Genomic DNA, 13,983 nt, shown 5'->3' on the forward strand with positions numbered 1-13,983 from the left:
TCACGAAGAACAATGGCCGAATAAAAAGGAGCGTCAATGCATCAGGTAAAGCTGCCATTAGGTGGAGCATTATGGATGGCAGCAAGCCTGCTTTCATTCATAGGCATGGCTGTCGCGGCGCGAGAGCTTTCCAAGTTCATGTCGATCTTCGAGATCCTGTTTTTCAGGTCCTTGGTTGGACTGATCATTGTTTTTCCGGTTATTTACCAACAGCGCGCCAAGCTCAAACAAGCCCGTGACCTGGGTCTACAGATTGGCAGGAACGCGGTTCACTTCGCCGGACAATATGCCTGGACCATTGGCGTGGCATCACTTCCGTTGGTTAAGGTCTTTGCCCTGGAGTTCACCACCCCGATATGGGTCTCCCTCCTGGCGTTTTTATTCTTGAAGGAAAAACTCTCCACCGCCAGGGTATTCGCCGCCATCGGCGGTTTCCTGGGTGTCCTGGTCGTTCTAAGGCCCGGCCTTGATAGCATTGAACCCGCCGCGTTCATCGTTCTTCTGGCCGCCATGGGCTACGCAACATCCATCATCATGGTGAAAAAACTGACGTTGACCAGCAGTCCCGCCATCATCGTGATCTGGATGGTGCTTCTACAATTGCCCTTGGGCCTTGGTCTGTCCCTGGCACAATGGCGTACCCCTACGCTCGCCTGCATCCCCTGGATCCTGCTGTTGGGTATAACGGGTTTAAGTGCGCACTTCGCCATGGCCAAGGCGCTGAGCGTCATGGAAGCTTCCATTGCCATCCCGATTGATTTTTTCAGGGTGCCACTCATTGCCGTCGTTGGTTTTCTTCTCTACGGTGAGCCTCTTGAAATCTGGGTATTGGTCGGCGCAGTGATTATCTTCGCCTCAAACTATCTGACCTTCCGGATCGAACAAAAGAAAATGCCATCGTCAACTTCGCCAAGCTCCGAGTGATCAGCTCAAGGGCGATCCGGTTTCGACGGTTCCTGGATCTTGAAATGGGCCCGGGCAGTGGCGATGGGTTCGGCCTCGACGTCTTGCCAGGCGGTGATCGCGACGTTGGCGACCCGCCGGCCCTGGCGCCAGACCTGGCATTTGGCGTAGGTGTCGCGAAACTGTCCGGTGCGCAGGTAATCCAGGGAGAAATCGATGATTTTCGGTATGCCCGGCGTACCCGTGGCGATCAACAAATGCACGGCAGCGGCCAGTTCCATGAAACCGGCGATGACCCCACCGTGGATGGCCGGCAGTAAAGGGTTACCAATGTTGTCTTTGTTGGCCGGCAGGCGAAACAACAAGTCGTCGCCCTGGCGCGTGCATTCGACGCCGATGAGTTGGGCATAGGGAATCGAGGCGAGCAGCAGCGCGTAGTCGCCCTGCTCGCAGGCGCGGCGCAGTTGTTCCTGGAGGATATCGGTCATGGCTGGCCCACAGCGGTCATCGGACCGCCCTTCCCCATTCCCCTGGCATGCTGGCCCAGGCGCATGAAGGTGCCCACCACATGGGCGATGGGTTGCTCGGGATCGTCCTGGTAGGCGAAACCCCGGGTGAAGATCACGTCCGGGGTCACCCGATAGCATTGGGCGAAGCCGTAGACATCCTTGTGGGGCTCGGCAGCGTGCATGTAGTCGATCCGCAAGTCGAGGGTGGGACAGACTTCGAATTGCGGCAGCACACACAGGGTCGACATACCACAGGCGGTGTCCATCAATGAGGTCAACGCCCCGCCATGGATGATGCCCGTCAGGGGATTGCCGACGATTTGCGGGCTGAACGGCAGGATGACCGTCAGCCCGTCACGACTGGCACTGTGCAACTTCAAGCCCAGCACCTGGCAATGCCTGAGTGCGGATAAAAAACGTGTGGCACGCTCAAAAACGGGGTCTTCGGCCATTCGATCAACGCTCCAATGAGTGACGAGACCTGGCAACAGGCGCGATGCACAAAGTTCCATTGCAGGGCAAAGTTATATATCTGTTACACAACAGGAACTTAATCCGAGGGGTGGCGTTCAAAAGGCCAGTAGTTATTTCCATAAGGAGAAACACCCCATGCGTAAGACTTTTGCTATTGCCTTGATGTTGGCCGCTTCCCTCGGCCTCGCTGCCTGCGATAAAAAATCCGAGGACAAAGCTCAAGATGCCAACCAACACTCCCAAGAAGCCCAGCAGAAAATGGGCGAAGCACAGGATAAAGTGAACGAAGCGGCGAAAGAAAACGCCGAAGCCGCCAAAGCTCAGTCTGAATCGAACAGTGCCGCCCAGCAGGAAGCACCTGCTACCGCGCCTAAAACCAACTGATACGGTTTTAGCAGTGAAGGAAAACCCGCCTGATGCGGGTTTTCTTTTGCCTGCGATTTGGCGGCACCGCCTGTCAGGCCGCTTCCTTGCCCACCTCGGACACTGGCGCTTCGGTGGGGGTATAGACCATCACGTCCAGCACATCGGAGTGAAACTCGCGCTGATACAGCACGAACACCACGCCGGCACTCATCAACATGAATAACCAGGGGCTGACGAACCACGCCAACATGGTCATGCCGAAATAATAGGAACGCAGGCCAAAGTTGAACTGGTTGGCGGCCATGGAGATCACTCGCGCTGCCCTCAGCGCAAAGGCCTTGCGCTCCTGCTCCGACACATGCCGCTCACCAATCATCGGCGCTGAGCCAATCAGGACTGCCGCGAAGTTGTACTGGCGCATGCACCAACTGAACGTGAAGAACGCATACACGAACACCAGTGCCAGGCACAGCAACTTGACCTCCGCCATGCCCTGGGACGCCTGCTGCACCAAGGGTATGTCCGCCAGCAACGACACCGCCCGATCGGACGCCCCGAGTACCGTCAGGATACCGGCCAGGATGATCAATGTGCTGGAGGCGAAGAAGGATGCGTTGCGCTCCAGGTTGCCGATCACGCTGGCATCGGCGATACGGTTCTCACGCAGCAGCATGCGGCGCATCCAGTCTTCGCGGTACAGGTGCATCACGCTGGCCAGGCACGCCGTGTCGCGCGCCTTCCAGGTGGCATAACGGGTGTAGCCCGCCCAGCAGATAATGAACCAGGCGGCGGCAAGCAGGTGGATCAGGTTGGCTTGGATGAATGACATTCGATTTCCTGTATGTCTAAAAACATGACGTCTAAAGCCAGACTTGCCTTGAAATGCCGACCTGTGAGAGCAAGCTCCCACAAGGTTTTGTGCAAGCCTTTCAAGACACTGTTTCGACGTTAGCCCACGGAAAAAGACACTGCACTCAAAAAAAATGCCCCGTATCGATTGATACGGGGCATTTCGGTTCTTGCCGATGAATCTGCCTGTAGCCGCTTAAGCCAACGCTTCGCTGCGCTTGCCCAGCAGGCGATCACACACCACCGCGACCGCCAGGGTCATCACCGAAGGTACTAGCCAGGCCAGGCCCTGCTCGCTGAGCGGCAGGTGGGCCAGTTGCGTCGGCATCCAGTCTGCCAGGCCGGCGCCCTTGAGCGCGTCGATCAGGCCAAACAGGAACGACACCAGCATCACCGGGCCAACGATGCGCCCCTGCTCGTGCCAGAAGTCCTTGCAGAAGCTCAGGGCCACCAGGGCGATGCACGGTGGATAGATCGCGGTGAGAACCGGAATCGAGAACGCGATCAGCTTGGTCAGGCCCAGGTTGGACACCAGCAGCGAAAACGCCGCCAGGATCACCACCAGGGTCTTGTAGGACAGCGGCAGGACACGGCTGAAGTATTCGGCGCAGGCGCAGGTCAGGCCGACTGCGGTCACCAGGCACGCCAGGGAGATCAACACGGCAAGGAAACCGCTGCCCAGGCTGCCGAAGGTGTGTTGCACGTAGGCATGCAGCACAGCGGCGCCGTTGGTCGCCCCTGCGGCCACCTCATGGCTGCCGGAACCGAGGCGGAACAGGCTGACGTAGACCAGCGCCAGGCCCACCCCGGCGATCAGCCCGGCGATGATCGCGTAGCGGGTGATCAAGGCCGGCGACTCGACGCCCCGGGAACGGATCGCGTTGACGATGACAATGCCGAACACCAAGGCGCCCAGGGTATCCATGGTCAGGTAGCCGTTGATGAATCCTTGGGAGAACGGCGCCGCGATGTACTCGGGGGTCGCCACGCCGATATCACCCGCGGGCAAGGCAAACGCCGCGATGCCGAGCACGGCCAGGGCGATGATCTTCAGTGGCGCGAGAAAGCGCCCGACGGTGTCCAGCAGGCGGCCCGGGTAGAGCGAGATGAAAAACACCAGCAGGAAATACGCGGCGCTATACAGGAACAGCGCCAGCGGGCTTTCGCCAGTCAATGGCGCCAAGCCGACTTCGAACGAAACGGTGGCGGTACGCGGTGTGGCGAACAACGGGCCAACGGCCAGGTAGCACACCGCCGCCAGCAACCCACCGGCGACTTTGCCGATGGGGCTGCTCAAGGCATCCATTGCCCCGCCCACCTTGGCCAATGCAACGACCGTGATGACCGGCAGCCCGACCGCCGTGATCAAAAAGCCCAGCGCCGCCATCCAGACATGAGGCCCGGACTGCAAACCGACGATAGGCGGGAAGATGATGTTGCCGGCCCCGACGAACAGGGCAAATGTCATGAAACCAAGCGCCAGGATGTCCTGGCCTTTCAACACTTTCATTAAGGAAACCACACTACTGAATCGGAATTTAGAGAGGGATTTCCCTTATGGGTGAGGGAAATGCTGCCGATCCGTATGGGACCGACCCGTTTAGCGCGGCGCTTCCTTGTGGGCAGCGGTCGCAAAAATGGCTGCTAGCCTAACGAATTTAGCGAAAAAACGCACTGTTAAGGGGCGAACTATCCGATACGCGACATTCCAGTGTCGCGTTTACGTATCTATTTTTCGGCTCGCGGCGGAATTTTCAGGAGCCAGCCCCCCGTGGCGAGGGAGCTTGCTCCCGCTGGGCTGCGAAGCAGCCCCCATACAGGCGACCGTATTCATTCAGACAAAATGCGTTGCCTGGTTTACGACTGCTTCGCAGCCGAGCGGGAGCAAGCTCCCTCGCCACAAGAGCCGCCGCCACAACACATGAATTCTCAAGGGCCAGAAACGACAAAGGCCACCCGAAGGTGGCTTTTGTTGCTGGAACAAAAAGTCAGCCGAAGCTTACTTCTTCATTTCCCAGCCAGTCAGCTCGGCCAGGGCCTTGCCGATGTCTGCCAGCGAACGCACGGTTTTCACGCCTGCGTCTTGCAGTGCAGCGAATTTCTCGTCTGCAGTGCCTTTGCCGCCAGAGATGATTGCGCCAGCATGGCCCATGCGCTTGCCCGGAGGAGCAGTCACACCAGCGATGTAGGAAACAACCGGCTTGGTCACGTTGGCCTTGATGTAGGCTGCCGCTTCTTCTTCAGCCGAACCGCCGATCTCACCGATCATGACGATCGCTTCGGTCTTCGGGTCTTCCTGGAACAGCTTCAGGATGTCGATGAAGTTCGAACCCGGGATCGGGTCACCGCCGATGCCGACGCAAGTCGACTGACCGAAACCGGCGTCAGTGGTCTGCTTCACAGCTTCGTAGGTCAGGGTGCCGGAACGGGAAACGATACCGACCTTGCCTGGCAAGTGAATGTGACCTGGCATAATGCCGATCTTGCATTCGCCTGGAGTGATCACGCCTGGGCAGTTAGGGCCGATCAGGGTGATACCCAGCTCGTCGCACTTGACCTTGGCTTCCAGCATGTCGATGGTCGGGATGCCTTCGGTGATGCAGACGATCAGCTTGATGCCGCCGAACGCTGCTTCAAGGATGGAGTCCTTGCAGAAAGGAGCTGGAACGTAGATCACGCTGGCGGTGGCGCCAGTGGCGGCTACAGCGTCTTTCACGGTGTTGAACACTGGCAGGCCCAGGTGCTCGGTGCCGCCCTTGCCCGGTGTTACGCCGCCAACCATCTTGGTGCCGTATTCGATGGCTTGCTGGGTGTGGAAACTACCTTGCGAACCGGTAATACCCTGGCAGATAACCTTGGTGTCTTTATTGATCAGGACGCTCATTATTTGCCCTCCGCAGCTTTAACGACTTGTTGAGCAGCGTCGGTCAGGCTGGTAGCAGCGATGATGTTCAAACCGCTTTCTGCCAGTACTTTAGCGCCCAGCTCAGCGTTGTTGCCTTCAAGGCGAACAACAACCGGGATTTTCACGCCAACTTCTTTCACGGCGCCGATGATGCCTTCGGCAATCATGTCGCAGCGAACGATGCCGCCGAAGATGTTGACCAGTACTGCAGCGACGTTAGTGTCGGACAGGATGATCTTGAACGCTTCGGTTACGCGTTCCTTGGTAGCACCACCGCCCACGTCGAGGAAGTTGGCTGGCTTGCCGCCATGCAGGTTGACGATGTCCATGGTACCCATGGCCAGGCCGGCACCGTTGACCATGCAGCCGATGTTACCTTCCAGGGCTACGTAGTTCAGTTCGAACTTGGCAGCGTGCGCTTCGCGCGGATCGTCTTGCGACGGATCGTGGAAAGTCTTCAGCTTAGGCTGACGGTACATGGCGTTGGCGTCGATGTTGATCTTGGCATCGAGGCAGTGCAGGTCGCCGTCGGCCTTGATCACCAGCGGGTTCACTTCCAGCAGTGCCAGGTCGTGGTCCTGGAACAGCTTGGCCAGACCTACGAAGATCTTGGCGAATTGAGTGACCTGCTTGCCTTCCAGGCCCAGCTGGAATGCCAGCTCGCGACCCTGGAATGGCTGTGCGCCAACCAGTGGATCGATGGTGGCCTTGAGGATTTTCTCAGGGGTATCGTGAGCGATTTTCTCGATGTCCACGCCACCTTCGGTGGAAGCCATGAACACGATGCGGCGGCTCGAACGGTCAACGACAGCGCCCAGGTACAGCTCTTTAGCGATATCAGTGCACGATTCAACCAGGATCTTGGTGACTGGCTGACCGTTGGCGTCAGTCTGGTAAGTCACCAGACGCTTGCCCAGCCACTGCTGTGCGAAGGCTTTGGCGTCTTCTTTGCTGCGAACCAGCTTGACGCCGCCCGCTTTACCGCGACCACCGGCGTGAACCTGGGCTTTGACAACCCATTCGCTGCCGCCGATTTTGTCGCAAGCTTCTGCTGCCGCTTCCGGGGTGTCTACCGCGTAACCGGTGGATACTGGCAGGCCGTACTCAGCGAACAGCTGCTTACCCTGATACTCGTGAAGATTCATGCTTATTACCGTCTTCGTTAGGTACTGCGCATTCGGTGCTGCACCGTTCTGGTGCCGCACCACCTGTGACTGCTGCTTGCGTAGCGTTCCAGTTAACCGGTTCGGCTACGCAAGGCTGCGTCCAGCGGATATTCCGCGGTGAGTCTTGCTCGCAAGGCTCACGACGGGCCATACCGCCGTGGTTTCTTATTGTCTATTAACGCTTCTTGCGGTTGGCCACGTGGATGGCGCCGCCATTTACGGCCAGGGCCGCTTCGTGCAAGGCTTCGGACAGGGTCGGATGGGAGAAGACCATCATGCCCAGATCTTCAGCGCTGGTGCCGAATTCCATGCCGATCGCGCCTTGCTGTACCAGCTCGGCAGCGCTCGGGCCAATGACGTGAACGCCCAATACGCGATCCGTCTTGGCATCGGCGATGACTTTCACGAAACCACCGGTATCGTTGGCTGCCATGGCACGGCCACTGGCTGCAAACGGGAAGGTGCCGACGTTAACTTCAACGCCTTCGGCTTTCAAGGCCTGCTCGGTCTTGCCGACCCATGCGATTTCCGGGTGGGTGTAGATAACCGAAGGGATCAGGTCGTAGTTCATCTGGGCTTTGTGGCCCTTGATGCGCTCGACGACCATGATGCCTTCCTCGGACGCCTTGTGCGCCAGCATCATGCCGCGAACCACGTCACCGATGGCGAAGACGCCCGGTACGGTGGTGGCGCAGAAATCATCAACCTTGATGAAACCGCGTTCGTCGAGGTCCACGCCGCTATCGGCAGCCAGCAGATCGGTGGTCACCGGACGACGGCCGACCGCAACGATCAGCTTGTCGAAAGTGATGGTCTGTTCGCCATTGGCGTCGGTGTAGTTGACCACGACTTCTTCGCCGTTGACCTTCGAACCGGTCACGCGAGCGCCCAGCTTGATGTCCAGGCCCTGTTTGGTCAGGGTTTTCAGCGCTTCCTTGGAGACCGCGGCATCGGCGGCCATCAGGAAGGTGTCGAGGGCTTCCAGGACGGTCACTTGCGCGCCCAGGCGCGACCATACCGAACCCAGCTCGAGGCCGATCACGCCGGCGCCGATCACGCCCAGGCGTTTTGGCACGCTCTGGAATTCCAGGGCACCGGTGGAATCGACGATCACGTTCTGGTCGACCGGAGCCGGCGGAATGTCGATCGGACGCGAGCCTGGCGCCAGGATGACGTTCTCGGCTTCGATCACTTCAACCGAGCCGTCTGGCTTGGTCACTTCGACTTTCTTGCCCATCAGCAGCTTGCCGTGGCCCTGGATCGAAGTCACGCCGTTGGCCTTGAACAGGGTGGCAACACCCGAGGTCAGGCCTTTGACGATGTTGGCTTTGCGGCCAACCATGGCAGGCACGTCAATGGTGACATTTTCGCGGTTGACACCGCCAATACCGTGAATGGCCAAGCCGTCTTGCGCTTCGTGGAACTTCCAGGAGCTGTCCAGCAGCGCCTTGGAGGGAATGCAACCGACGTTCAGGCAAGTACCGCCAAGGGCCAGCTTGCCCTCTTTGTCGGTGTATTTCTCGATGCAGGCAGTGGTGAGGCCCAGTTGCGCAGCCTTGATGGCCGCTACGTAGCCGCCAGGGCCCGCACCAATCACTACCACGTCGAATTTCTGAGTCATGAGTCATTCCTTTTCGAATCAAACCGAACGGTCACTTGTGGTGACCGTCGTGGGACGAAACCGGTTGTTTCAGCAAGAGGCCGGTCACAACAGACCGGCCCTCGCGGCGAAAATCAGATATCCAGCAGCAAACGAGCCGGATCTTCAAGCAGGTTCTTGATGGTTACCAGGAACGTCACGGCTTCTTTACCGTCGATCAGGCGGTGATCGTAGGACAGTGCCAGGTACATCATCGGACGAATCACGACCTGACCATTGATCGCCATAGGACGCTGCAGAATGTTGTGCATGCCCAGGATAGCCGCTTGCGGCGGGTTGACGATCGGGGTCGACATCATCGAACCGAATGTACCACCGTTGGTGATGGTGAACGTACCGCCGGTCATCTCTTCGATGGACAGCTTGCCGTCACGGGCCTTCTTGCCGAAGGTGGCGATGCCGCCTTCGATTTCGGCCAGGCTCATCAGTTCGGCGTTACGCAGTACTGGAACCACCAGGCCACGGTCGCTGGAAACAGCAACACCGATATCGGCGTAGCCGTGGTAGACGATGTCCGAACCGTCGATCGACGCGTTGACGGCCGGGAAGCGTTTCAGCGCTTCGGTGGCAGCCTTGACGAAGAACGACATGAAGCCCAGGCGTACGCCGTTGTGGGACTTCTCGAACAGATCCTTGTACTTCGAACGCAGGGCCATGACTTCGGTCATGTCGACTTCGTTGAAGGTGGTCAGCATCGCCATGTTCGACTGGGCTTCGACCAGACGCTTGGCCACGGTAGCGCGAACGCGGGTCATCGGAACGCGTTTTTCAACACGGTCACCGGCAGCGAACACTGGCGCGGCAGCGGCAGGCGCAGCAGCCTTGGCCGGAGCAGCGGCTGGCGCGGCTTTCTTGGCGGCAACGGCGGCAACCACGTCTTCCTTGGTCACGCGACCACCCTTGCCGGTGCCGGCAACGGAGGCGATGTTGATGCCGTTCTCTTCGGCGATCTTGCGCGCGGCCGGGGCAGCGACTGGATCGTCTTCGCCATCGGCAGCTGGAGCAGCGGCCTGGGCAGCGGCAGGCGCAGCGGCGGCGGCCGGAGCAGCGGCAGCAGCGCCGCCCTCTTCGATCGAGCCCAGTACCTGGTTGGACAGGACGGTAGCGCCCTCTTCGGCAACGATTGCGCCAAGCACGCCGTCAGCTTCGGCCAACACTTCCAGAACGACTTTGTCGGTCTCGATGTCGACGATCAGGTCGTCACGCTTTACAGCTTCGCCTGGTTTCTTGTGCCAGGTGGCAACGGTGCCATCGGCAACCGATTCCGGGAATGACGGGGCTTTGATTTCGATAGCCATTATCTGTGGGTCCTTAAAATTCGGTTTCAGTCAGCACGAAGGCTTAAACAGTGAAAGCATCTTGCAGCAGTTTTTCCTGCTGCTCGGCGTGCATCGACGCATAACCACACGCAGGTGCAGCGGACGCATCACGACCGGCATATTCAAGACCCAGGGCCTTGTTATGGTTGCCGATGCTGCGACGCAGGTGATGCTGGCTGCTGTACCACGCGCCTTGGTTCATCGGTTCTTCCTGACACCACACCACATGGGTGAGGTTGGTGTAAGGCGCGATGGCCTCCATCAGGTCTTCTTCCGGGAACGGGTAAAGCTGCTCGATACGCACGATGGCGATGTCTTCGCGGCCTTCGGCACGACGTTTTTCCAGCAGGTCGTAGTAGACCTTGCCGCTGCACAGGACCAGGCGATTCACCTTCGCCGCGTCCAGCGTGTCGATTTCCGAAATAACGGTCTGGAACGAGCCTTCGGCCAGATCCTCGAGCGTGGAGATCGCCAGCTTGTGACGCAGCAGCGACTTCGGTGTCAGCACGATCAGCGGCTTGCGCAGCGGACGGATGACCTGACGACGCAGCAGGTGGTAGATCTGTGCCGGGGTCGTTGGTACACACACCTGGACGTTGTGCTCGGCGCACAATTGCAGGTAGCGCTCCAGACGTGCCGAAGAGTGCTCCGGCCCCTGCCCTTCATAACCGTGTGGCAACAGCATGGTCAGACCGCAGAGACGGCCCCACTTGTGCTCGCCGCTGGTGATGAACTGGTCGACCACCACCTGGGCACCGTTGGCGAAGTCGCCGAATTGGGCTTCCCAGATCACCAGCGCATTCGGCTCGGTGGTGGAGTAGCCATATTCGAACGCCAGGACGGCTTCCTCGGACAGCAGCGAATCGTACAGGTCGAAACGTGGCTGGCCTTTGTACAGGTGTTGCAGCGGGATGTAGGTGCTGGCGTCTTTCTGGTTGTGCAGCGCCGCGTGGCGGTGCGAGAAAGTGCCGCGGCCTACGTCCTGGCCGGTGATGCGAACCGGGTGGCCTTCGAACGCCAGGGTCGCGTACGCCATGGTTTCAGCGTAACCCCAGTTGATCGGCAGGCCGCCGGCTTGCATCTTCTGCCGGTCTTCGTAGATTTTCGCGACCTGGCGCTGTACCACGAAGCCTTCCGGAATTTCCAGCAGCTTGGCGGACAGTTCCTGCAGGGTCTTGAGGTCGAAGCGGGTGTCGTGACGCGCGGTCCAGGCGTGGCCCAGGTATGGACGCCAGTCCACGAACAGCTCTTTGTTCGGCTCTTTGACCAGGCTTTTTACAACGTGCAGGCCATTGTCCAGGGCGTTGCGGTATTCATCGACTTTTTCCTGGACGCGCTCGGCATCCAGAACACCGCCCTGGGTCAGGCGCTCGGCATACAGCTCACGGGTGGTGCGCTGCTTGGCGATCTGCTGGTACATCAACGGCTGGGTGCCGCTTGGCTCGTCGGCCTCGTTGTGGCCGCGACGACGGTAGCAGACCAGGTCGATGACCACGTCGCGCTTGTACTGCATGCGGTAGTCGATGGCCAACTGGGTCACGAACAGTACGGCTTCCGGGTCATCGCCATTCACATGGAGAATCGGCGCCTGGATCATTTTCGCAACGTCGGTCGCGTACTCGGTGGAACGCGAGTCTTCCGGGTTGCTGATGGTGAAACCGACCTGGTTGTTGATCACGATGTGCACGGTGCCGCCGGTCTTGAAACCGCGGGTCTGCGACATCTGGAAGGTTTCCATGACCACGCCCTGACCGGCGAATGCCGCGTCACCGTGGATGGAAATCGGCAGCACCTTCTCGCCGGTCGGATCGTTGCGACGATCCTGGCGAGCGCGGACCGAACCCTCGACCACCGGGGAAACGATTTCCAGGTGAGACGGGTTGAACGCCATGGCCAGGTGGACTTCGCCACCTGTGGTCATCACGTTGGACGAGAAGCCCTGGTGGTATTTCACGTCACCGGAACCCAACTCGACCTTCTTCTTGCCTTCAAACTCGTCGAACAGCTCGCGCGGGTTCTTGCCGAAGGTGTTGACCAGTACGTTCAGGCGGCCACGGTGGGCCATGCCGATGACGACTTCCTTGGTGCCGTAGGAACCGGAACGCTGGATCAGCTCGTCGAGCATCGGAATCAGACTTTCGCCGCCTTCCAGGCCGAAACGCTTGGTACCCGGGTACTTGGTGCCCAGGTATTTCTCCAGGCCTTCACCGGCGGTGACGCGCTCGAGCAAGTGGCTCTTGATGTCGGCGGAGTACGTCGGACGGCCACGAACGCTTTCCAGACGCTGCTGGAACCACTGGCGCTGCTCGGAATCGGTGATGTGCGTAAATTCAGCGCCGATGGTGCGGCAATATGTCTGCTGCAACGCTTCGTGAATTTCGCGTAGGCTCGCTTCCTCTTTGCCGATGAACAGGTCGCCGGCACGGAAGGTCGTATCAAGGTCGGCATTGGTCAAGCCGTAATGAGTGATCGACAGGTCTGCAGGTGCAGGACGCTGCCACAGCCCCAGCGGGTCAAGCTGGGCTGCCTGGTGGCCACGCATCCGGTAGGCCTGGATCAGTCGCAATACTTCAACTTGCTTCTTCTCGTGTTCGGAGCTCACGCTGCCGGCAGATACCGGTTGAGCGCGGCGCTGGTTCTTTGCCAGCAACACGAAATGATCGCGAATCGTCGAGTGCGAAACATCAGTGGCAGAATTACCGTCGGCCGGTAGCTTCTGAAAGTAGGTGCGCCATTCTTCTGGCACAGCGTTAGGGTCGTGCAGGTAGAGCTCGTAAAGCTCTTCCACATAGGCAGCGTTACCACCGGAAAGGTGGGCACTGTTCCACATGCGCTGCATCACGCTTTCTTGCATGCTTGGTCACCCTCGATTAGGGGAACACCACCGGCGAAAACACCGAGCAAACTTGCAGAAGTCCGAGTGCAGCGACTAAAACAAGCCACTTAGGATCACGCTGATAGTCCGGGTACCAGCCCGGATGCCCCTGCTTGTCTCATTTCTTCAAAATAAGAACCGCCGCTTTGTGAGCGGCTGTTCTGGTTATAGCCAAGACGCGGGTTGAAGCCCGCGCCCTGGCCTTTACGGGTACAACGGTCCTACGGGTACAGCAGCTGAATCAAACGCCGCTTTGCAGCAGCATGTTACGAATGTGACCGATGGCCTTAGTCGGGTTCAGGCCTTTCGGGCAGACGTTGACGCAGTTCATGATCCCGCGGCAGCGGAATACGCTGAACGGGTCATCCAGCGAAGCCAGGCGCTCGGACGTCTTGGTGTCACGGCTGTCTGCCAGGAAGCGGTACGCTTGCAGCAGGGCGGCCGGGCCCAGGAACTTGTCCGGGTTCCACCAGAAGGATGGGCACGAGGTCGAGCAGCAAGCGCACAGGATGCACTCGTACAGACCGTCGAGCTTCTCACGCTCTTCAGGAGTCTGCAGACGCTCGATGGCCGGAGCCGGCGTGTCGTTCTGCAGGAATGGCTTCACCTTCTCGTATTGCTTGTAGAAGATGCTCATATCGACGACCAGGTCACGGATAACCGGCAAACCTGGCAGCGGACGAACGATCAGCTTGTTGCCCTTGACCACGGCCGACAGCGGCGTGATGCAGGCCAGGCCGTTCTTGCCGTTGATGTTCATGCCGTCGGAGCCGCAAACGCCCTCACGGCAGGAACGACGGTAGGAGAAACCTTCGTCCTGTTCCTTGATCAGGGCCAGCACGTCCAGCACCATCAGGTCTTTACCACCGGTATCGACCTGGAAGTCCTGCATGAACGGCGCAGCGTCCTGATCAGGGTTGTAGCGATAAACACTGACTTGCAACATAGCGGTCACCC

Annotated in this window: 12 protein-coding genes; 2 read left to right on the forward strand and 10 right to left on the reverse strand. The window is 59.2% G+C overall.

The annotated features are described in order from the left end of the window. Nucleotides 1-36 precede the first annotated feature (36 nt). On the forward strand, nt 37-924 hold the full coding sequence (locus BLO97_RS25225; RefSeq protein WP_092224689.1) for a DMT family transporter: 888 nt from the start codon (nt 37-39) through the stop codon (nt 922-924). 5 nt (nt 925-929) lie between these two features. Here BLO97_RS25225 and BLO97_RS25230 read toward each other — a convergent pair whose 3' ends face one another. Together BLO97_RS25230 and BLO97_RS25235 are read right to left on the reverse strand one after the other, a co-directional pair. Next, entirely contained in the window at nt 930-1,391 is a 462-nt protein-coding gene (locus tag BLO97_RS25230; RefSeq protein WP_063324849.1) for a PaaI family thioesterase, read from the reverse strand. Next, the gene (locus BLO97_RS25235; RefSeq protein WP_092147835.1) at nt 1,388-1,864 is read right to left on the reverse strand and encodes a PaaI family thioesterase; all 477 of its coding nucleotides are present in this window, start codon (nt 1,862-1,864) and stop codon (nt 1,388-1,390) included. Before BLO97_RS25235 ends, BLO97_RS25230 begins: the two co-directional genes overlap by 4 nt. A gap of 157 nt (nt 1,865-2,021) precedes the next feature. Between BLO97_RS25235 and BLO97_RS25240 the strand changes: the two genes are divergently transcribed. After that, a complete protein-coding gene (locus BLO97_RS25240; protein WP_063324847.1) occupies nt 2,022-2,270 on the forward strand; it encodes a hypothetical protein in 249 nt (82 codons plus the stop codon). Nucleotides 2,271-2,343: 73 nt separating this feature from the next. On the opposite strand, the gene BLO97_RS25245 is transcribed toward BLO97_RS25240, so the two are convergent. The 8 genes from BLO97_RS25245 to BLO97_RS25285 form a co-directional block, all read right to left on the reverse strand. Beyond that, nucleotides 2,344-3,081, reverse strand: coding sequence for a DUF599 domain-containing protein (locus BLO97_RS25245; protein WP_063324846.1), 738 nt, complete (start codon nt 3,079-3,081; stop codon nt 2,344-2,346). 216 nt (nt 3,082-3,297) lie between these two features. Continuing rightward, nucleotides 3,298-4,611: a branched-chain amino acid transport system II carrier protein gene (gene brnQ, locus BLO97_RS25250; protein ID WP_063324845.1), complete on the reverse strand. Its 1,314-nt coding sequence runs from the start codon at nt 4,609-4,611 to the stop codon at nt 3,298-3,300. Between the two features lie 489 nt (nt 4,612-5,100). Continuing rightward, nucleotides 5,101-5,985, reverse strand: coding sequence for a succinate--CoA ligase subunit alpha (gene sucD / locus BLO97_RS25260; protein ID WP_003179236.1), 885 nt, complete (start codon nt 5,983-5,985; stop codon nt 5,101-5,103). Continuing rightward, complete coding sequence (gene sucC, locus BLO97_RS25265) at nt 5,985-7,151, reverse strand: ADP-forming succinate--CoA ligase subunit beta (protein ID WP_003179235.1); 1,167 nt, start codon at nt 7,149-7,151, stop codon at nt 5,985-5,987. The genes sucD and sucC overlap by 1 nt, the downstream gene beginning before the upstream one ends. A 196-nt stretch (nt 7,152-7,347) precedes the next feature. Continuing rightward, complete coding sequence (gene lpdA / locus BLO97_RS25270) at nt 7,348-8,793, reverse strand: dihydrolipoyl dehydrogenase (protein WP_092147830.1); 1,446 nt, start codon at nt 8,791-8,793, stop codon at nt 7,348-7,350. 113 nt (nt 8,794-8,906) lie between these two features. Then, nucleotides 8,907-10,130 (reverse strand): 2-oxoglutarate dehydrogenase complex dihydrolipoyllysine-residue succinyltransferase, encoded by a 1,224-nt coding sequence (gene odhB / locus BLO97_RS25275; RefSeq protein WP_072345690.1) that lies wholly within the window; start codon nt 10,128-10,130, stop codon nt 8,907-8,909. A gap of 43 nt (nt 10,131-10,173) precedes the next feature. Further along, complete coding sequence (locus BLO97_RS25280) at nt 10,174-13,005, reverse strand: 2-oxoglutarate dehydrogenase E1 component (RefSeq protein WP_092348795.1); 2,832 nt, start codon at nt 13,003-13,005, stop codon at nt 10,174-10,176. Between the two features lie 262 nt (nt 13,006-13,267). Further along, nucleotides 13,268-13,972 carry a succinate dehydrogenase iron-sulfur subunit gene (locus tag BLO97_RS25285; protein WP_003204434.1) on the reverse strand — a complete coding sequence of 235 codons (705 nt, stop codon included), beginning with the start codon at nt 13,970-13,972 and terminating at the stop codon, nt 13,268-13,270. Between the last annotated feature and the right edge of the window lie 11 nt (nt 13,973-13,983).

Source organism: Pseudomonas sp. NFACC05-1 (assembly GCF_900100135.1).
GTDB classification, from domain to species: domain Bacteria; phylum Pseudomonadota; class Gammaproteobacteria; order Pseudomonadales; family Pseudomonadaceae; genus Aquipseudomonas; species Aquipseudomonas fluorescens_Q.